We start from the raw sequence: 19,320 nt of genomic DNA, 5'->3' as shown, positions 1-19,320 counted from the left end.
ATCCTAAGAAATCTCCAAAGACATTCAAAAAAGAAGCAACCAAACAAACTGGATCCCAAAAGGCAAGCAAACCAATTAAGCAACGAATTCTCATTAAAAATACGTTCCCTCATGACCATGGCGTCAATGAATTAGGCTCTATAAACCCATAGCCCGAAACGATGTCTCCCAAGAAGCATGCAAGTACGGTCGATTTATCACTAGTAATATGCACATATGGCAGGACAAAACAATTAGCAGAGCTTATTCACTCAGTAAGACGCCAGTCGATGCTGCCAAAAGAAATTATAATTATAGACCAAAATCCACCCGGCTTCCTAGACAGCTTAATAAATGATTGCCCTGAAAAACTAAATATTGTTCACACAAAAGTCACATTCACCGGAGCCTCAAAGGCAAGAAATCTTGGAGCAAGCATCGCCACAGGCGAACTAATTGCATTCCCCGACGACGATTGCACTTATAGAGAAGATACAATAGAAAATGTCATGCACAGATTTGAAAGAAATAGCGAACTTGGCGTATTAATAGCTGGAAAAGATGAAATCGCAAATACCATTCGTAAAGACAATCAAAGAAGAAAAGGCATCATCAAAATACATACAGTCTTAGATCTATTCAGAGCCAAAGCAGAAACATCTAACATTTTTGCACGGAAGAAGGCATTAAGCGATTTAAAATATGTTTTTGATGCCAATATTGGCCCAGGGAAAGCCACAGAATGGGCCTCAAACGAAGAAACAGACTTACTAGTAAGACTCCTGCAAAAGAACATACCTATAGCGAAAGACGAAACAATCAGAATCATGCATCATTCTTGCCAGGGCTCGCTAAGAAAAACACTGCAGTATGGAATGGGGAGATATGAACTAATCAAAAGAAATAATCTTGGCTTTTTTATCTACTTTATAAATCTTGTTCAGCCAATTGTGCGGCTCATTCTTAAGCCGCGACTCAAGCATGTTCCAACATGCATTATGACAATCATAGGAAGATCCGGCCTAATTAACAATTTTATTTTTATTCAAAGAAAATATACTCAAGCCAAAATCAGATAAATTATATACTAATTAAATTCCTTTGCCCTCCCCGCAACAAGACCAAGAATAAGCCAAAAAGCAGGATATTCACCCAAGTGGCCATTATGCATAGAATATATTACTACTTGCATGGCCAAGAGAGTGAGCGAAAGATGCAAAAAATTCGCACGAGAAAGACTGAATACTTTAGTTATTGGAATTAAAAAGCAAGCTAGCAACGGTAGAGTCAATAAGAGTCCTCCAATAGCCAAGGATTCAAAAAAGTAATTATGAGGGAAGTAAATACCCTGCTCAATCTCAAGGCTTCCTAGCAATGACTGTAAGTTGAAGCCAATGCCATAAAATGGACTTGTTAAAAATTCTTTGAAGCACAATTTCCAGAATTCAATTCTTGTAAGAACCGTATCCCACAGCCTGCTGGTAAAAACTTTGTCAAGCAAAAGACCAGAATTAGACAGGACAACAACAACGAATATCCCTATAGAAAAAGTTATCAAAAGACCAGAAGTTGAGAAAGAAAATCGGGTAAATAAAGAGCCTTTTGCAGACCATATTCCAAACAACGAAATAATTAGCATTGCCAGAATCGCGCCCCGTGTAGCACTGAAAACTACGATAAAAGAACCAATTATTATTCCAAGGAATGAAATGCATTTGGAGTAGCAATAAGGGTTCAAACAATAGTCTCTTACAATAAGACTGGATAAACCCAGCAAGACAAGAGAACAGCCAGCATTAGCAGCAGTAATAGCATTTAAATGGTCTAAGTAAAAACCACCTTGATCAAATCCTGGCTTAAGCGCAAAGCAAATCACCGAGATGCCAAGCAAAAGAACACCAAACTCAATTGTTTTGTATAAAACTCTTCCCAGGTCTTTAAATGGCGCGAAGAGACAAGCTGCCACACCACTAACTAATGAACTACCCAAACCCCATGCAAGAAGTTCCCATAAGGGAACCGATAGGCTCACTTTCGCCAAGAAAACATCATACAAAAGTCTAGTCGTATACAAAGCCCAAAAAACTATAATTACATTAATCCAAGATTTACCAGTAATCGAAAAAACTTCTTTCTGAAAAAAGAAAGATATAATATAACAGGCATTAATGAGCATTAGGCACAGACGAAATACAAGCATTACCGAGCGATTGTCTATAGACAACACGTTAACGATAGAAGAAAAGAATACTTGACCAAAAAGAGCAAATGAAAGGACCAACGCTGCGATCTCTACAGAGTTCTGTCGCGTAAACTGTAAAAATCTTTCCATAAGATGCATCTCGTTGCGGTAAACTTTTAACAAAGAGTCTATGTCAAGGATTGGTACAAGATTGTAGTTTGATCATTTGCCTAAAGCTCGATGAGAGGTCTTTAAGCTCATCGAAATTACCACTGGCAACAATTTTACCGGCATCAAACTCATATATACGATCGCATTTCTGAATAGTAGAAAGACGATGAGCAATAACTAAGGTAGTACATCTTCTTCCAATAATTTCTATAGACTGGATAACTTCGGATTCCGTTTTATTGTCTAAAGCACTCGTAGCTTCGTCAAGAATTAAGAATTTGGCGGACCTATAAAAAGCTCTTGCTAGCGCTAGCCTTTGACGTTGTCCTCCAGACAAACTTATACCATTGTCACCAATTGGTGTGTACAAACCGTAAGGAAGATCAGATACAACTACATCAAGTTGTGCAGCTTCAAGCGCATCCCATACCTTATCCTCATCGACATCATTTAAATTAACACCAAAGGCGACATTGGAGATAATAGAGTCTGACAACAAGTTTATAGACTGAGGTACTTGAGCACAACATAAATTCCAAGAAGTTATTTCATCATCAAGCACAGGTATGCCATCAAGGATCAAATCTCCACGTTGAGGAGTAAGTAATGAAAGCAAAACATTTGCAGCTGTAGTTTTTCCACTACCTGTAGGACCTACAAATGCTACGCGAGATCCCACTGGAATACTTAGGGATACATTATCAAGTGCATTCTTAGTTGCTTCTGGATATCTATAAGTAACGTTCCGAAGGCCTATAGATCTTAGAGGGAAAATACCTTCCGGAGTCTTATTAAAAAGCAGTGAAGAGGATTGAAAATTCACAGTATTCTCGAGTAATAATGTTATATTCATAATTTCAGGCAATCCCCCTCTGAGAATTGATATTGCAGAGAAAAAGTCTTGAAGTGGTTTTGCAAGACGTAAAGCTCCTACAGATAATATAGATAAAAATGGAAGAACCTCAATAATTTTTTGTTGTTGCCCAGATAGAACTGGTGGTACAACTCCAATAAGAAAGATCATTGAGATGCCAAGGGGTTCAATTAGTAGCCTCGGTATCTCGGGAAAAACTGTCGCGTTAACAACCGATTGTTTGAATATTGATGTAGAGCGATTAAATCGCCTTGAAAAGTAAGGCTCGCTTAGGCCAAGCTTCAAGTCAACTATTGCCTGGAAAGATTCGAAGAATCGTTTGGTATATCTCTCTCTCGTAACTAATTTTTGCCTGGAGGCTTTACGCAAGACTGGATTTATCAAATACCCAATTATTACATAAAGGACAAGCATTGATAGTATCAATACAAATGCAGAACCACCACCAACATACAAAATTCCAGCAACCAGAAATACAATGCTGATTAAACAGCTTATAGCTCTCAAAGCCGGAGTTAAAATATCCCTCAAGAGACAATCCAGATTTGACAGTAGATCCGACGCAAGTGCTGATATATTCCCAGTTAAATGATATTCATAAGGCTGACCCAGTGTCTGCTTGAAGATTCGACTCGATAAGTCAAGCCACAATTCTCCTGCAAGATTTTCTTGCATAAAGCGAAGCAATAAACGGACCCCAGACTGCATCCAGTTGACTAGGACAAAAATTGCTATTAGCCACAAAGATTGTATATATGGAGTAGCTCCAAATACCTTTACACCAGGCAATAAGTTGATGAGATTAGTGCCAACAAGCGTTCCTGTGAGCCTACCTATAACTGCAACAGTAGCAATATCAAGAAATCCAGAAAGAATAGATACTGGTATGATTACCCAAAGCCTGATTAAACTTTGTTTTTCAACGTACCTAAAAAGAACTTTTAGCTCATAGAGCGTCTCGCTTGCAAATACTTTTAACACAGCGACGACACTAGTGAAATCATATTACGCTCAGCTGCCTTTGCCTTGACATTTGATAGACAGTTAACCAACCGATTGGCCAATGTGCCTAGAAAAATAAAAACCATAAGCATGGCAAAGGATTTTGCAATTGGAAGTCGAGGATAGGAGAAATTCGTCTCTCAAGAACAAGATTTTTGTGAAGTATTAGCAACTTCAAAAGCCGAAAAAATCTAAAATTCTTCTAAGAGCTTGCTTAAAGTATTTCAAAAGTAAGGCCAATCCATAGGATGGCTTCAATAAAAGGCGAGGGTTATTAATTAAAGTAGGCATTACAGAATCTAACTCTTTCAAAACGGCACGCCATCTCTCAATGAATAGGGGCTCTGAAAAATCTCTCAATGCAAAATCTAAAGCAGGTTCTAATGGCTTCCACTCATCAGGATTTGCAACTGCTGCAGCTATTCTATCCACGTCATTTGATAGACAGCCGTAACCAATTTGATGTCCCACGACGCCAGGCGTAAAGGTGTCTGCAAGGGCATGATTCAAACTACTAAATACAATACAACCGCAAGACATTGCTTCCAAAGGAGGTAAACCAAATCCTTCGCTCACACCAGCTCTAGTCCAATGTTCAGTAGAGTCGTATAAAAAGACCTTAGTGCTATTAAATAAATGCACCAAATCATCCACCCAATCATTCTGTATCTCTACATAAAAGCCCTTGGCACGTAAAGCTGGGACTAATTCGTACAAGAGATAATTACTACTCTTTCTTTTTTGAACAAGAATATCGATTGGTCGACTCGATACACTTCCGTTACGATCTCCTCTTGCTAGCCATTGAGATTCAAGTGCATTAGGAATTAAGAATATGGGATTCCTGGGTGCACGATGCCCCCAATAGCCCATTGTATTTCTACTAACAGCGACAATAGGAACGCTCGGAGGAAGATTAAATCCGTATCCAGTACTATGAGCTTGGTAAACAACTTTTCTTCCGCGAAGACGATTTACCAACCTAGGAATGTCAAAACCCCAACAAACTATCCATAATGAATCATCATGGATAGTTTGTTCGTTTAACAACAATGAATCAAAAAAAGGGTATTTATCGCTTCGCTCTCTATATGTAACAAGCGTTGTGGTTCGAATTTGCGAAAGCAGACTTGCGGTCTGCTTCGCGACATTCAGACCTCCACAACGAAAACGTGGCCCAGTACCTGGGACTAGGACCCGAATTTCTCGCAAGGAAATCAAAGAACCACCAAGCTGACTTTAAGCAGCGGCAGATTCAGTACTTCCAGCCCGCTGCCGGCGAGTGAGGAAGCCAAACAGCAGCTTGCCGATGGCGGCGACCAAGTTACCCTCCAGCTCCTTGAACATATTCATATTCAGATGGAAGGCGTGGTTGGCCTCCTCCACGATGCGATCGGCCATGGCCTGATCGATCGGCAGCATGTCCATGGCGGAGCGATATGTCGTCTTGAACGCTTTTTCGTCAGCGATGTCTTCGAAGACGTAGAAGCGCAGGCCGGCATCCCCCTCCATGTTCATCGCCTTCTGGGCGATGTTCTTGAGGATCTGACCACCGGAGAGATCACCGAGGTAGCGGGTGTAGTGATGACCTACCAACAGCTCGGGAGACTCCTGGGCAACAGCGTGAATACGTTCTACGTAGGCCGCTGCAGAGGGAGAGGGTTTGATTTCTGCCTTCCAGTTGTCACCGAAGTAATAGGTGAGGTCTTGCTCCAACGCCTCACGACGGTTCAGCTGAGCCATGGCAACCGGACCCACCACCGGATGATCGGTCAGCTTGCCGATCTCCTCCTCCATGGCGGAGTAGACGAAATACAGATCAGCCACAAGCTTGCGATAGCTGGCCTTATCAACGACTCCCTTCAGAAAGCAGCTCACGAAACCGGTGTTCTCGGCCATGGTGTGCGATTTTTTCGTGCCTTCCCGGATCTGGGCAGCAAGGGCGACAGACATGATTTCGAGCAATTGCCTTACGAAGAACTTAAAAGAGGTTCAAGGCAACACGGCGTTGGGCGTTGCGAAGGGTTACGCCGCTGGTTCAGACGCAAGGGTGCCATCAAAGAGCTCGAACAGCTCGCGACAAATCTGCTGAAGCTGATTCACCTGCTGCTGCTGAGGCAGGTAGGGGCCTTCTGGCAACCATTCACCGACCGTGGCGAGGCGCCAGCGTTCACCGTCGTAAGTCATGCCCCGCATTAACACCCCCAGCAAGCGCTGCTGATCGTCACCACGCTCCGCGCTGACGCGCAATTGCATCAGCAGACTGCGGCATTCCAGCCGTGGACTCCAGCCCGGGAAGTGAAAGGAGAGGTCAAGTGATTCCGTTTCAGTCCACTGTCGGGTCTGCGGATCGTCCCGCCAAGGACTGAGGTTGGCCTGCGCAGCGGGAAACTGACGGCGCACAAGCGCAATCGTGGACGCCAGTACTCGCATCCGGGCCACGCTCTGTACCGACTCGCCCGCGTTCAATTCAACCTCCTGGTTTCGCCCAGTGTGCAGGGAGAAGCAAAAGGTCGCCGTTACGGTTGCGCGAGGTTCACGAAACCATGACGCAACCGCTGCATATCGGCCTGCTGGGTGCCATGCCGGAAGAGATCGGCTCTGATCTCAGCCACCTCACGGATCTGAGCTGCAGCGACCACGGCGACCTGAGAATCCACAAGGGATCGTGGGACGACACGGTGCGTCTCAGCCTGGTCTGGAGCGGCTGGGGCAAGGTGAGCGCTGCACGGGCCGCCACACGCCTGCTCGCGAGTGATGCCAGCATCGATCTGCTGGTGTTCACCGGCGTTGCCGGGGCTGCAGATCCGGCCCTCCGTCAATGGGATGTTGTGTTGGCCGATGCCGTGGTGCAACACGACATGGATGCCCGGCCCTTGTTCCCACGCTTCACGCTGCCAGTGCTGAAGCAGGACCGGCTCCAACCTCAGCCAGCTTGGTTCAACTGGGCCAAAACCGCTCTACTGGAGGCCCACAGCGCAGGTGATCTGGACGGGTTCGCTCGGCCTTGCAGCGGTCTGATCGCCACAGGAGATCGTTTCATCTGCGATCCGGCAGTGCTGCAAGCACTCCGGGATGCTCTGCCCGAACTGCGGGCAGTTGAGATGGAAGGTGCTGCCGTCGCGCAGGTGGCAGAGCAGGAGGGAATCCCCTGGCTGGTGCTGCGGGTGATTTCCGATGGTGCTGATGAGGCGGCGGCTCAGAGCTTTGAAGACTTCGTCAAACGCTACGAACAACAGGCCTGGCGGCTGATTGAGGCCCTACTGCAACGCTGGAACGACGCGCCCCAAGAGTGCACATGATTCCTGCACTGAACCGGGGGCTGCGCCACGGCCTGCTGGGGGGCACCGATTACCGCGACCTTGGTATCGGACGGTCAGTCATCAATGAGCAGCAGATGGTCCTCATCCGGCAAGGCAACAACAAAATCAATGGAGGTGCTGATCACCTCGACTTCTTTGAATCAAGTCGCCTCCACCCACATCTGCTCGCAGGCCGTCAATGCGCAGTACGCACTTTTTGGAACCGTAAGGCTCCCTCCTCAGTCATAGGCTCAGCTAGCTGACGCCCGACCAACCGCCATGGCCCAGTTCGAGAAGCTCACCGCCCCGAGCCAGGGCACACCGATCCGCTTCGAGAACGGCCAACCCGTGGTGGCCGATAACCCGATAATCCCCTTCATCCGCGGCGATGGCACCGGCGTGGACATCTGGCCCGCCACCCAGAAGGTGCTGGATGCCGCCGTAGCCAAGGCCTACGGCGGCAGCAAGAGCATCGAATGGTTCAAGGTGTATGCCGGCGATGAGGCCTGCGACCTTTACGGCACCTATCAGTACCTGCCGGAGGACACTCTCGATGCGATCCGCACCTACGGCGTGGCGATCAAAGGCCCCCTCACCACACCAGTCGGTGGCGGCATCCGTTCGCTGAACGTGGCCCTGCGTCAGATCTTTGATCTGTATTCCTGCGTGCGTCCCTGCCGCTACTACGAGGGCACCCCAAGCCCCCACAAACGTCCCCAGGATCTGGACGTAATCGTCTACCGGGAGAACACTGAAGACATTTACATGGGGGTGGAATGGGAAGCCGATGACGCCGTCGGCCAAGAGCTGCGCAAGCACCTCAACGAGGTGGTTATCCCCGCCAACGGCAAACTGGGCAAGCGCCAGATCCCCGAGGGATCCGGCATCGGCATCAAACCGGTAAGCAAAGCCGGCAGCCAGCGCCACATCCGCAAAGCGATCCAGCACGCCCTGCGCCTGCAGGGGGACAAGCGCCATGTGACCCTGGTGCACAAGGGCAACATCATGAAGTTCACAGAAGGGGCCTTCCGCGACTGGGGCTATGAGCTGGCCACCACCGAATTCCGCGACGTGTGCATCACCGAGCGAGAAAGCTGGATTCTGGGGAACCTCGAAAACGATTCCAACCTCAGCGTGCAAGCCAACGCCCGCATGATCGAGCCGGGGTACGACAGCCTGACCCCAGAGAAAAAAGCCGACATTGATGCCGAAGTGCAAGCGGTAATTGATGCGATCGGCAGCAGCCACGGCGGCGGCAAGTGGAGGTCGATGGTGCTGGTGGACGACCGCATCGCCGACAGCATCTTCCAGCAGATCCAGACCCGTCCCCAGGAGTATTCGATCCTGGCCACGCTCAACCTCAACGGCGATTACATCTCCGATGCAGCAGCTGCAATGGTGGGCGGCTTGGGCATGGCCCCCGGCGCCAATATCGGCGAGAACGCCGCCATCTTCGAAGCCACCCACGGCACCGCCCCGAAACACGCCGGCCTCGATCGGATCAACCCGGGCTCAGTGATCCTCAGCGGCGTGATGATGCTGGAGTTTCTCGGCTGGCAGGAGGCTGCCGATCTGGTGACCAAGGGCCTCAGTGCCGCCATCGCCGACAAGCAGGTCACCTATGACCTGGCCCGACTGATGGAACCCCAGGTGGATCCCGTGAGCTGCAGCGGTTTCGCCGAAGCGATCATTCAGCGCTTCTGATCACCAGAGCTGCCATTCACGCCAGACTCAGGCGATGGCCTATCCCACCCAGCTCCCCGGACTTCCCGCTGGCGCCGCAGATCCCTGCGTGCACTGCGGCTTCTGCCTGCCCACCTGTGCCAGCTATCGCGTGCTGGCCAGTGAGATGGACTCGCCCCGCGGCCGCATCCATGCGCTGCGGGCGATCGAAGCCGGTGAACTGGAGCTGGATTCCACGGTGGCAAGCCATTTCGACACCTGCCTGGGCTGTTACGCCTGTGTTTCGGCGTGTCCTTCAGGAGTCCGCTACGACCAGCTAATCGAGGCCACCCGGCCCAGGCTGAATCAGGCCAACCAGCGCAGCAGTTGGCAAACCAGCTTCCGCAAGCTGCTGCTGCAGGTGCTGCCCTACCCCCAGCGCCTGCGGGCCCTGCTGCAACCCCTGCGGGCCTACGCCGGCACACCAGTGCAACAGCTGGCCCGCCGATCCGGACTCACCCGTCTGTTCGGGCCGGAGATCGAAGCGATGGAGCAACTGCTTCCGCCCCTGGTGTCAGAGAGCTTCAGCGACCGTCTACCCCAGATCAATCCCGTCTCCGGCAAACGCCGCGGCCGCGTGGCGCTGTTACTGGGCTGCGTGCAGCGCTGCTTCGATCCCGGCGTCAGCACCGCAACGGTAAAGGTGCTACAGGCCAACGGTTTTGAGGTGGTGATTCCCCCAGAGCAGGGCTGTTGTGGGGCGGTGAGCCATCACCAGGGGGAGCTGGAGCTCACCCGCCAACTGGCGACGGATCTAATCCGGAGCATGAATGCCGTTGAAGGAGATCTGGATGCGGTACTGGTGGCCGCTTCAGGCTGCGGCCACACGATGAAGGCCTACGGCGAGCTGCTGAAGGGCAACACTGCCTTCCGCGCTCCGGTGCTTGATGTGCAGGAATTCCTGGCGGACCGCGGCCTTCTGGAATCGTTCCGCACCCAATTGCAACCGCTCCCCGGCGTCGTGGCCATGCATGACGCTTGCCACATGATTCACGGCCAGGGAATCCAGGCCCAGCCCCGTCAGCTGCTGCGGGCCATCCCCAAGATTCAGCTGCGGGAAGCAACCGAGGCGGGGGTGTGCTGCGGCAGCGCCGGCATCTACAACCTCGTGCAGCCGGAGGAAGCCGCCGAACTGGGCCGAATCAAGGCCGACGACCTCAGCGGCACCGGTGCTGAACTGGTGGCCAGCGCCAACATCGGTTGCACCCTGCAACTGCGGCGGCACCTGGGCGATCGGGCCCGGGTGCAGCACCCGATGGAACTGCTGGCCGCCTCAGCCGGCCTCCATCCGCTGCCAGGCGTCCCGCAGGGTTCCGGCAACGCCGAGATTGCCGGGGAACGTGAGAATCGGCAGTCCGCTGCAGGGTCCCGCTGACGGACGCACCAGCGACAGACCCGGCAGCAGCTGCCCTTCCAGCTGCACCGACTCGAGGGCCAGACCCCGAGCCAGCAGCGTCTGGCTCGTGATGCCGCCTTTGCTGATCAGGTAGCCCAGATCAGGCGCGAGAGCTGCCGCCAATCGACCCATCAACTCGGCCAGAGCGCAGGAAAAGCGCCGGCCCTCCTGCTCTGAGGCGCAACGCAGCTCACCGCGGCTGGTGAACAGCACCGGTGTCAGACCTTGATCAAGCAGCTCTCGCAGCTGCTGCAACCAGGCCCGCTCCAGATCCGCCAGCAACAGGTCGGGTGTCGGCCCCTCCAGCACCCGAGCGATGCGCGGCACCGGCAGTTCAACCCCTTGGCAACCCGATTCCTGCAGCAACAGCTCCAGCTGCTGATCCGCCAAGGGCACATGGGAGCCCACCATCACCAGGCCAGGCAGAGACGTTCCATCGGCAGCCAATAGTCGCAACCCCGCTAATCCCTTGGGATCAAGCGGCGGCAGGCCTGGATCCGCCAAAGCCTTCACCATGCTGGCGGCGGAACGGAACAAAAAGCGTTTCTGTCCCTGCAAGGCGCGCACCGCTGCGGCCAAAGCGGTGAGCTGCTCCTGCCGCTCGGCATCCACCACCACAGATGCATTGCCCTGGAGCCCACGCAGGCGCTCGATCATCAGCGGCAGGCCTGCTGCGCAGGCGGCATCAAGCTCCCGGCCACTGATGCGCTGCACGAACGCCGCAGCAATGGACCCATAACTTTTCTCCTCCAACCAGCGGGCCAGATCACTGCTGCTGAAACCAAACAGCCGGTCCTGAGCAAACGGCGTGGTGTGCACCGGTTCCCCGTGGAGGAGATGCACCCCGTTCACGGTGGTGCGGCCCCCTTCCAAGAACGCCGGAACATGGAACGTGGCATCAAAGGGTCCGAAAGCCGATTGCAAAACCTCAGGTTCCAGTACTCCATGGCCGCGCAAGGTCGAATCACCACGACTCACCAGCAGCACCTGATCACGCGCCAATCCCTCCTGCTGCAGCGCCTGATCCAAGGCCACCGCAATACCGCGGTTGCGTTCCGCGGCATCCGTGGGCATCAGCGCCCGGGTGTCGGCCAGCAGAAACAACAGGGGCGATGCGTGGCGCAGCCCCTGGCGCAGGGTGTCGACATCCCAGCGCAGCAGCAGCGGGCAGCTGTGCACCGTCTGCGAGCCGGTGGGATCGTCGTCAATGACCACAACCTTCATGGCACCATCGTGCCGTGAGCCATTCCCCCACCAGCCGCAGTGCCCTTATTGATCTGGTGCGCCAATGGCACCAGAGCGGCACCCCCTGGAGTCCTAGTGGCCTGGGCACACGCCTGGACTGGGGTCCGCCGCTGGATCCCCGCCATGAGATCCTCTCCTGCCGGCAGCTCAACCGGGTGATCGACCATGCCGTGGACGATCTGACCATCACGGTGGAAACCGGCCTGCCATTGCAGGACCTCCAGGATCTGCTGGCGGAACAGGGGCAATGGCTGCCGATTGACTGGCCCCGGGCCGGCGCTCCCGGAAGCATCGGCGGCCTGGTGGCCCGTGGACTGGCGGGGGGACTGCGGCAACGCCATCTGGGGGTGCGCGATCAGATCATTGGCATCGGCCTGTTGCGAGCAGATGGCGTCGAAGCCCATGCCGGTGGACGAGTGGTGAAGAACGTGGCGGGCTACGACCTGATGCGGCTGCTCTGCGGCAGCTGGGGCAGCCTGGCGCTGATCACCGAACTCACCCTGCGGCTGCAACCGCTGCGCCCCGCCCGGAGCGGCCTGCTACTGGAGGGCGACGTGAAGGCCCAGGAGGCCTTTCGCAGCGAACTGCTGCGCTCCAGCCTGACGCCGGAACGCTGTGACTGGATCAACGGCGGCGATGGTGCCTGGCGGCTGCGGCTGGTGGTGAGCAGCGTCTCGGAGCGGGCGGTGGAAGATCAACTGAAGCAGCTCGAGGCGTTGGCGCTAAACCAACAGCTCAGCGCCGAACGCCAGCGTTGTTCCGATGCTCTCACCACACCCTTCGATGCCAGCCCCTCTGCGCAGCTGGTGCGGCTGGTGCTACCACCGGCCCAGTTGCACCGGTTGTTGCGGGATGAGGCGATGAGGGTCCTCAAGCCTTGGACCTGGGAACTTGCCGCGGGAGCCGGCTGCGGTGATGGCTGGTGCGACATGGCGACAGCGGATCACCAGCTGGAGGCGCTGCGCCGCAGCGTGATCCGCCTCGGCGGCGAAATGACTCTGTTGAAACGCGCGGCTGGGTCAACCATGCCGGTCTGGCTTGACCGTCCGTCGCGACCGCTGATCGAAGCGGTGAAACGCCAATTCGACCCCAAGCTGCAACTCAGCCGCGGCCGTCTGCCGGGGGTAGATCAGGAGACGCTGTAGCGACAGGCCAGGGTCTGCTTTGCACCGGGCTCGAGCACCAGTTTTCGATCACCACTCACCAGGGCCTGCCGCGGACCGGTCCAGGGTTCCAAACAAACCATCCGCCTCGGGGGCTCGGTCCAAACCACACTGAAGTCCAGCGGTGCCTGGTGCTGCAGTTCCAGCGTCACGCTGGTGGCATCGTCGATCAAACTGACAGGACCCGCAGGCCGGCAGAGGAAATCCACCCCTTCGGGCAACCGCTTGAGCTGATCGGCGGTAGCGGCCTCCGCCATCTCCAGATGGTTTAGGCAGCGCTCCGCCAGACCCGTGAGCCGGGTCTGGGCCAGATCGCTCACGCTGAAGTAGGGGTGCAAGCCAAAACTGAAAGGCATGGAGGCATCACCGCAGTTGTGCACCGTGGTGGAGATCTCTAAGGCAGAGACCACCGGGCGCAGCTCCATCTCCAAACGGAAGGGGAAGGGATAGGCCTTCAGCGTTTCGCCAGTGCTGGAGAGGCTGAGGCACACACCGCTCTGATCCTCGAGCAACTGAAGCTGCCAGGGAAGATCCCGTGCGAAGCCGTGCTGCTTTAGGGGATAGTCGACGCCATCCACAGGCAGCACATCTCGGGGCAGGTTTCCGCAGATCGGAAACAACACCGGAATGCCGCCGCGAATGCTTTTGCTGGGATCGGCATAACGGTCCTGATCGAAATACAGAATCTCCCGCCCCCCGCAAGACCAACCACTCACCAAACCACCCCGCTCGGGAATGATCCGCAAACGATCACCGCTGCTGGGATGGACGAAATCCCAGTGGGCGTATGGGGCCGACTGCTGGGTGAGGGTCATGGGCATCCGCCGATGCGGGGTAGCTCATTCATTCAGTTAGCCAGCAGATCAACATTTGTCGGTGCCGCAGCCGACCTGAGGCCCTCCAACCATTGCAGTAACGCCGCATTCACCTGATCCGGCACCTCATCGTGGGGGCAGTGCCCGGCCTCCAGAACCACCTCAGTGGTGGCCTCCGGAGCATGGCGCTGGAAGGTGGAGCGGCGACCGGGGGCGTTGATCCAGGGGTCACGAATGCCCCAGAGCAGCAACAGCGGCGCCGTCAGTTCCACAAAAAGCTCGTCGAGGGGCTGACCGCGGGGGATATCGAAGACCGTGCGAAACACCCCGAAGGCGCCGGGATCGAGGGAGGGGCGCCGGATCGACTCCACCAGCCAATCATCAACGTTGGTCTTGTCGACGTATACCTGGTTCAGCGTGCGGCGGATCGTGGCGGGTCGGCGCAGGTTCTCGAACAGCAACCGCTGCAGCACCGGACTCTTCAGCAGGGCCGTGCCGATGCTCTGGCGAGCGATGGCGCCCCAGCCTTGCGGCGGTTTCTGCTCATCACTGAAGGGACCGGCAGCATTGAGCAGCACGACTCCCGCACAGTCAGATCCCAAGGCAGCCCCGGCAGCAAGGGCCGCAAAACCACCGAGGGAATTGCCGGCGATCACCGTCGGACGGCCGATCCGCTCGCGCACATAGGCCACCAGTTGATCGCGCCATAGAGCACCCCCGTAACTCAGACCCGCCGGCTTGGCACTTCTGCCGAAGCCCAGCAGATCAATCGCATGCACGGCATGGGTCTGGGCCAAGACGGGAATGTTGTGGCGCCAGTGATCGGTGGATGCCCCGAACCCATGCACCAACAGAAGTGCCGGATGATCAGTGCTGTCATTCTCGGGATGCTGCTGCACCGTGTGCACGGCATGGCCGAAATGGCTCCAGGTGACGCGATCCACAGCCGGCTGCGAGGGACGCGATGCTAAGCAGCACTGAAGCGGCCTGGATGGTGAGCTACGAGTTGATGGGCGGACCGCTGGCGGACGCATCCGTCTGGCGCGGAGCTTTGCTGTGGGCCATCGCCCTTTACGTGCCGCTGAGCGCACCGCTCAGCACTTTGGAATCAAGCCTTGAAGAGAGTGACCTACCCGAATCGGTGCGTCAACCTGTGCTTGTGATAAGCAGCCTGCTGCTGGCCATCGTCACGGGCGTTGTCACCCAGCTCGGATTCAGTTGGGTCCTAGGTCCTGGCTGGGCCTCCAGCCTTGGCGTTGTGGCCGTGGGCTGGAGTGTTCTGATCGTCCTCGCCAATGCCGGGAAAGACGACTGATTCAGGAGGCACCCGCCAGGGGATCGGCAGCGAATTCGTCGGGAACCTGATTGCCGTCTTCAGGGGGCTTGTCTTTGAGGACGATGCGCAACAGCACCGGCGCCAGGAACGTGGTGCCGATCACCATCAACAGAATCGCCGCCTCAAGGCCAGGGCTGAGAAGGCCTGAGGCGGTACCCAGGCCCAGGAAGATCAGGCCAACTTCGCCGCGGGGCATCATTCCCAGCCCCACCACCAGGTTGTTGGTCTTTTCCTTGCTGAAGATGGCCCAGCCGGCAGCCACCTTGCCGATGATCGCCACCACGAACAGGAAGGCTGCCACCACCAGAGCGGAACGAGCCCCCGGATCAGAGGGGTTGATCACAGAGAGGTCCATTCCTGCACCCACCAGCACGAAGAAAACGGTGGCAAACAACCCAACGATGGGGGTGACTGCTGCCTGAATCTCGTGGCGATGCTTTGAGGTGCTGGCGATCAAACCAGCGGCGAAGGCCCCGAGTGCAGCCTCCAGCCCAATGGCAGAGGCCACGAAGCAGCTCACAGCGAGCAGCAAGTAAGAACCAATGAGTTTGTCGCCAGGGGCCTTGAGCTGATCAATCACCCAGTCGAAAGCAGGGGCAGCCTTCTGGCTCAACAACAAGGCCACCACCACAAACAGAACAGCCGCCACCACCAGCTGAACGATGGGCCCGATCTCCAGAGTTCCGCCGGCCGCCAAGGACACCACGATGGCCAGGATGACGATCCCGAGGATGTCGTCGAGCACGGCGGCGCCGATCACGATCTGGCCTTCTCGGGTGCGCAGATAGCCCAGTTCGCCGAAAACGCTGGCAGTGATGCCGATGCTGGTGGCTGTCATCGAGGCCCCGGCGAAAATGGCCGGAATCGCATCCACGTGGAAGATCGCCATCAAGCCAAGGGTGCCTAGGGCAAAGGGCAGCACCACGCCGACCACGGCAACGCTGAAGGCCTGGGCTCCCACCGCCATCAGTTCCTCTAGCTCACTTTCAAGACCCGTGAGGAAGAGCAGGGAATAAAGACCCAGCGTGGCCACCGCCTGCAAGGCGCCGAAGCTCTCGTTGTAGAGAGCTGAAATTTCCTCCACCGGCACATGCGAAAGGCCGGACACCACCTCGGAGAAGGCCCCGGAAAGCTGCACCTGGGTCTCCGGCGGCACCAAAAGATGCAGGCCCGAGGCACCAATAAGGACGCCAGCGAGGAGTTCCCCAAGAATCGTGGGGAGCTCAAAGCGAACGAGCACCTCAGCAAGGGTGCGGGCCGCCACGAAGATCAGCATGAAGCGAAGGACGCCGATCAGCGTTTCAGCCAATTCGAGGTCGTGACTGCTGATTTCGCTCAGCAGGGTGGGCAGCAGCATCAAGCCGGGCATGTCTCACGCCGAACCTTAATGGTGATTCCGCCGCTGAACTGTTCGCTGGATGATCCCAATTGACCGGGAATGCTGTATTAAGCGCTTTTTTGCAGGCAGCCCCAGTTGTGATGGCTACGGTCCGGGTAATTCATTGAGTTGGGCTCCGAGCACCCTGGCCTGACGGTGATTCCACGCTCCATGGCTCGCTGAACCCCCATGACCACGTCACAACCGTTCGATCTGCGTCTGCCGACCCCCGGCTGTCACAACGACCCAGAACGCGCCGGCCTCGATGCCAAGAGCGTGTTCGACGGCATGACGGAACACCTGTTCTTCACGCTCGGCAAGCTCGCCCCCACCGCCAGCCGCCATGACCTCTATATGGCCCTGAGTTACGCGGTGCGTGATCGGCTGATGATGCGCTACCTGGCCACCACCGAAGCGATGCGGGCACGCCCACAGAAGTCGGTGGCCTACTTGTCGGCGGAATTCCTGATCGGCCCGCAGCTCCACAGCAACCTGCTGAATCTGGGAATTCAGAAGGAGGCTGAAGAGGCCCTGAAGAATTTCGGCATCGAGTCATTGCAGCAGATCCTGGATGTGGAGGAGGAACCGGGCCTGGGCAACGGCGGTCTTGGCCGTCTGGCGGCTTGCTACATGGAGTCACTAGCCAGCTTGAAGATCCCGGCTACCGGCTATGGCATCCGCTACGAGTTCGGCATCTTCGATCAGCTGATCCGCGATGGCTGGCAGGTGGAGATCACCGACAAATGGCTCAAGGGAGGCTGGCCCTGGGAACTGCCCCAGCCCGACGAGGCCTGCTTCGTGGGCTTCGGCGGCCGCACCGAGAGCTACATCGACGACAAAGGCAACTACCGCTCCCGCTGGATCCCGGCAGAACACGCCATCGGCATTCCCCATGACGTGCCAGTGCTGGGCTATCGCGTCAACATCTGCGACCGGCTGCGGCTCTGGCGTGCCGATGCCACCGAAAGCTTCGACTTCTATGCCTTCAACATCGGCGACTACTACGGCGCCGTTGAGGAAAAGGTGGGCAGCGAAACCCTCTCCAAGGTGCTGTACCCCAACGACGGCACCGACGAAGGCAGGCGACTGCGCCTGAAACAGCAGCACTTCTTCGTCAGCTGCTCATTGCAGGACATGCTGCGCAGCCTCGACAACCGTGGGCTAGCCGTTGAGGAGTTCCCCGATTACTGGGCGGTACAGCTGAACGACACCCACCCGGCCATCGCGGTAGCGGAGCTGATGCGGCTGCTGATCGACGATCGGCATCTGGAGTGGGACCGGGCCTGGGACATCACCTCCCGCTCCGTGGCCTACACCAACCACACCCTGTTGCCGGAAGCGCTGGAAAAGTGGGACCTCAACCTGTTCGGCAGCCTGCTGCCCCGCCATCTGGAGCTGATCTACGAGATCAACCGGCGCTTTCTGCAGCAGGTGCGGCTGCGCTATCCCGGCAACGACGCGATCCAGCGCAAGCTCTCGATCATCGATGAAGAGGGCAGCAAGGCCGTGCGCATGGCCCATCTGGCCACCATCGGCGCCCACCATGTGAATGGTGTGGCAGCGCTGCACTCTGATCTGGTGAAAACCGACCTGCTGCCGGAGTTCGCGGCGCTCTGGCCGGAGAAGTTCACCAACGTCACCAATGGCGTCACCCCGCGCCGCTGGGTCGCCCTGGCCAATCCCGAGATGTCGGCCCTTCTGGATCAGCGCGTTGGCCCCGACTGGATCTCCAACATGGAGAGCCTGCGCAAACTGGAGGAGCGGCAGAACGACCAGAGCTTCCTGGAGCTCTGGGGCAACACCAAGCTGTCGGTGAAGCGCAAACTAGCCACCTACATCCACCGCAACACCGGCGTGCTGGTTGACCCCGCCAGCCTGTTCGACGTGCAGGTGAAGCGCATCCACGAGTACAAGCGCCAGCACCTCAACGCCCTGCAGGTGATCACCCAGTACCTGCGGATCAAGAACGGCCAGACCGACGGCATGGCGCCCCGCACCGTGATCTTCGGCGGCAAGGCCGCTCCCGGCTACTACATGGCGAAGCTGATCATCCGCTTCCTAAACGGCATCGCCGACACCATCAATGCCGATCCCGACATGGATGGCCTGCTGCGGGTGGTGTTCCTGCCGGATTACAACGTAAAGCTGGGAGAGCAGGTGTATCCCGCCTCCGACCTCTCCGAACAGATCTCCACCGCCGGCAAGGAAGCCTCCGGCACCGGCAACATGAAATTCGCCATGAATGGTGCCCTCACTATCGGCACCCTTGACGGCGCCAATGTGGAAATCCGCGAGCTGGTGGGCAGCGAGAACTTCTTCCTTTTCGGCAAGACCGTGGAAGAGATCACAGCCCTGCAACACGACGGCTACCGCCCCGGCGATGTGATCTCAGCACTGCCGGAACTGCAGGAGGCCCTGAGGCTGATAGAGATGGGGCACTTCAGCAACGGCGACGGCGAACTGTTTCGCCCTCTGCTCGACAACCTCACCGGGAACGACCCCTTCTATGTGATGGCCGACTACGCCGACTACCTGCGAACCCAGGAGGCGGTGAGCCGTGCCTGGAGCGATCGGATGCACTGGAATCGAATGTCGCTACTGAACACGGCCCGCACCGGGTTCTTCTCCTCCGACCGTTCCATCGGCGAGTACTGCAGGAACATCTGGGCCGTGGATCCACTCAACGTGGAAATCACCTGCGACGTGCGCTGAATACAACCACAAAAAAAAGCCCTGGATTCCTTCCAGGGCTAAG

The 19,320-nt window shown here is 56.0% G+C and carries 16 protein-coding genes; 7 read left to right on the top strand and 9 right to left on the bottom strand.

What is annotated here, in order from left to right; all coding sequences use genetic code 11:
• The first annotated feature begins 161 nt into the window (after positions 1–161).
• Positions 162–1,058 carry a glycosyltransferase family 2 protein gene (locus Syncc8109_RS11450; RefSeq protein ID WP_006851269.1) on the top strand — a complete coding sequence of 299 codons (897 nt, stop codon included), beginning with the start codon at positions 162–164 and terminating at the stop codon, positions 1,056–1,058.
• 8 nt (positions 1,059–1,066) lie between these two features.
• On the opposite strand, the gene Syncc8109_RS11445 is transcribed toward Syncc8109_RS11450, so the two are convergent.
• From Syncc8109_RS11445 to Syncc8109_RS00775, 5 genes are all read right to left on the bottom strand, one after another.
• The gene (locus tag Syncc8109_RS11445) at positions 1,067–2,155 is read right to left on the bottom strand and encodes an O-antigen ligase (protein ID WP_232202433.1); all 1,089 of its coding nucleotides are present in this window, start codon (positions 2,153–2,155) and stop codon (positions 1,067–1,069) included.
• 199 nt (positions 2,156–2,354) lie between these two features.
• The gene (locus Syncc8109_RS00790; RefSeq protein WP_006849869.1) at positions 2,355–4,187 is read right to left on the bottom strand and encodes an ABC transporter ATP-binding protein; all 1,833 of its coding nucleotides are present in this window, start codon (positions 4,185–4,187) and stop codon (positions 2,355–2,357) included.
• 195 nt (positions 4,188–4,382) lie between these two features.
• The gene (locus tag Syncc8109_RS00785; protein WP_006850738.1) at positions 4,383–5,429 is read right to left on the bottom strand and encodes a glycosyltransferase; all 1,047 of its coding nucleotides are present in this window, start codon (positions 5,427–5,429) and stop codon (positions 4,383–4,385) included.
• Between the two features lie 18 nt (positions 5,430–5,447).
• Positions 5,448–6,161, bottom strand: a complete 714-nt coding sequence (locus Syncc8109_RS00780; RefSeq protein ID WP_006851320.1) for a heme oxygenase (biliverdin-producing) — start codon at positions 6,159–6,161, stop codon at positions 5,448–5,450.
• A 72-nt stretch (positions 6,162–6,233) separates the two neighbouring features.
• Positions 6,234–6,641 carry a hypothetical protein gene (locus Syncc8109_RS00775; RefSeq protein ID WP_084213242.1) on the bottom strand — a complete coding sequence of 136 codons (408 nt, stop codon included), beginning with the start codon at positions 6,639–6,641 and terminating at the stop codon, positions 6,234–6,236.
• 113 nt (positions 6,642–6,754) lie between these two features.
• Here Syncc8109_RS00775 and Syncc8109_RS00770 point away from each other — a divergent pair, with 113 nt between their 5' ends.
• The 3 genes from Syncc8109_RS00770 to Syncc8109_RS00760 all read left to right on the top strand — a co-directional run bounded on the left by Syncc8109_RS00770 (position 6,755) and on the right by Syncc8109_RS00760 (position 10,607).
• Complete coding sequence (locus Syncc8109_RS00770) at positions 6,755–7,510, top strand: 5'-methylthioadenosine/adenosylhomocysteine nucleosidase (protein ID WP_025362021.1); 756 nt, start codon at positions 6,755–6,757, stop codon at positions 7,508–7,510.
• A 279-nt stretch (positions 7,511–7,789) separates the two neighbouring features.
• Positions 7,790–9,214 (top strand): NADP-dependent isocitrate dehydrogenase, encoded by a 1,425-nt coding sequence (locus Syncc8109_RS00765; protein ID WP_006850617.1) that lies wholly within the window; start codon positions 7,790–7,792, stop codon positions 9,212–9,214.
• 34 nt (positions 9,215–9,248) lie between these two features.
• A complete protein-coding gene (locus Syncc8109_RS00760; protein WP_025362020.1) occupies positions 9,249–10,607 on the top strand; it encodes a (Fe-S)-binding protein in 1,359 nt (452 codons plus the stop codon).
• On the opposite strand, the gene Syncc8109_RS00755 is transcribed toward Syncc8109_RS00760, so the two are convergent.
• A complete protein-coding gene (locus Syncc8109_RS00755) occupies positions 10,506–11,852 on the bottom strand; it encodes a four-carbon acid sugar kinase family protein (RefSeq protein WP_006849894.1) in 1,347 nt (448 codons plus the stop codon). The two genes, Syncc8109_RS00760 and Syncc8109_RS00755, sit on opposite strands and share 102 nt — an antisense overlap.
• A gap of 14 nt (positions 11,853–11,866) precedes the next feature.
• Between Syncc8109_RS00755 and Syncc8109_RS00750 the strand changes: the two genes are divergently transcribed.
• Positions 11,867–13,018 carry an FAD-binding oxidoreductase gene (locus tag Syncc8109_RS00750; protein WP_006851538.1) on the top strand — a complete coding sequence of 384 codons (1,152 nt, stop codon included), beginning with the start codon at positions 11,867–11,869 and terminating at the stop codon, positions 13,016–13,018.
• On the opposite strand, the gene Syncc8109_RS00745 is transcribed toward Syncc8109_RS00750, so the two are convergent.
• Positions 13,003–13,857, bottom strand: coding sequence for a galactose mutarotase (locus tag Syncc8109_RS00745; protein ID WP_025362019.1), 855 nt, complete (start codon positions 13,855–13,857; stop codon positions 13,003–13,005). The genes Syncc8109_RS00750 and Syncc8109_RS00745 overlap by 16 nt on opposite strands.
• Positions 13,858–13,883: 26 nt before the next feature.
• The gene (locus tag Syncc8109_RS00740; RefSeq protein WP_006850952.1) at positions 13,884–14,795 is read right to left on the bottom strand and encodes an alpha/beta fold hydrolase; all 912 of its coding nucleotides are present in this window, start codon (positions 14,793–14,795) and stop codon (positions 13,884–13,886) included.
• A gap of 20 nt (positions 14,796–14,815) precedes the next feature.
• On the opposite strand from Syncc8109_RS00740, the gene Syncc8109_RS00735 reads away from it, so the two are divergent.
• Positions 14,816–15,166: a hypothetical protein gene (locus Syncc8109_RS00735; RefSeq protein ID WP_006851771.1), complete on the top strand. Its 351-nt coding sequence runs from the start codon at positions 14,816–14,818 to the stop codon at positions 15,164–15,166.
• Position 15,167: 1 nt separating this feature from the next.
• On the opposite strand, the gene Syncc8109_RS00730 is transcribed toward Syncc8109_RS00735, so the two are convergent.
• A complete protein-coding gene (locus Syncc8109_RS00730) occupies positions 15,168–16,544 on the bottom strand; it encodes a cation:proton antiporter (protein WP_006850982.1) in 1,377 nt (458 codons plus the stop codon).
• A 210-nt stretch (positions 16,545–16,754) separates the two neighbouring features.
• Between Syncc8109_RS00730 and Syncc8109_RS00725 the strand changes: the two genes are divergently transcribed.
• Positions 16,755–19,277: a glycogen/starch/alpha-glucan phosphorylase gene (locus Syncc8109_RS00725; RefSeq protein ID WP_006850619.1), complete on the top strand. Its 2,523-nt coding sequence runs from the start codon at positions 16,755–16,757 to the stop codon at positions 19,275–19,277.
• Positions 19,278–19,320 lie beyond the last annotated feature (43 nt).

Source organism: Synechococcus sp. WH 8109 (genome assembly GCF_000161795.2).
In the GTDB taxonomy this organism is placed as follows: Bacteria; Cyanobacteriota; Cyanobacteriia; order PCC-6307; family Cyanobiaceae; genus Parasynechococcus.
This window is presented reverse-complemented; position numbering and strand designations above follow the sequence as displayed.

Bases quoted from the DNA above. Each gene is read 5' to 3' on its own strand.
- Syncc8109_RS11450 (WP_006851269.1), top strand. From the start codon at position 162: ATGTCTCCCAAGAAGCATGCAAGTACGGTCGATTTATCACTAGTAATA.
- Syncc8109_RS11445 (WP_232202433.1), bottom strand. From the start codon at position 2,155: ATGCTCATTAATGCCTGTTATATTATATCTTTCTTTTTTCAGAAAGAA.
- Syncc8109_RS00780 (WP_006851320.1), bottom strand. From the start codon at position 6,161: ATGTCTGTCGCCCTTGCTGCCCAGATCCGGGAAGGCACGAAAAAATCG.
- Syncc8109_RS00775 (WP_084213242.1), bottom strand. From the start codon at position 6,641: ATGCGAGTACTGGCGTCCACGATTGCGCTTGTGCGCCGTCAGTTTCCC.
- Syncc8109_RS00770 (WP_025362021.1), top strand. From the start codon at position 6,755: ATGACGCAACCGCTGCATATCGGCCTGCTGGGTGCCATGCCGGAAGAG.
- Syncc8109_RS00765 (WP_006850617.1), top strand. From the start codon at position 7,790: ATGGCCCAGTTCGAGAAGCTCACCGCCCCGAGCCAGGGCACACCGATC.
- Syncc8109_RS00760 (WP_025362020.1), top strand. From the start codon at position 9,249: ATGGCCTATCCCACCCAGCTCCCCGGACTTCCCGCTGGCGCCGCAGAT.
- Syncc8109_RS00755 (WP_006849894.1), bottom strand. From the start codon at position 11,852: ATGAAGGTTGTGGTCATTGACGACGATCCCACCGGCTCGCAGACGGTG.
- Syncc8109_RS00745 (WP_025362019.1), bottom strand. From the start codon at position 13,857: ATGCCCATGACCCTCACCCAGCAGTCGGCCCCATACGCCCACTGGGAT.
- Syncc8109_RS00735 (WP_006851771.1), top strand. From the start codon at position 14,816: ATGCTAAGCAGCACTGAAGCGGCCTGGATGGTGAGCTACGAGTTGATG.
- Syncc8109_RS00730 (WP_006850982.1), bottom strand. From the start codon at position 16,544: ATGCTGCTGCCCACCCTGCTGAGCGAAATCAGCAGTCACGACCTCGAA.
- Syncc8109_RS00725 (WP_006850619.1), top strand. From the start codon at position 16,755: ATGACCACGTCACAACCGTTCGATCTGCGTCTGCCGACCCCCGGCTGT.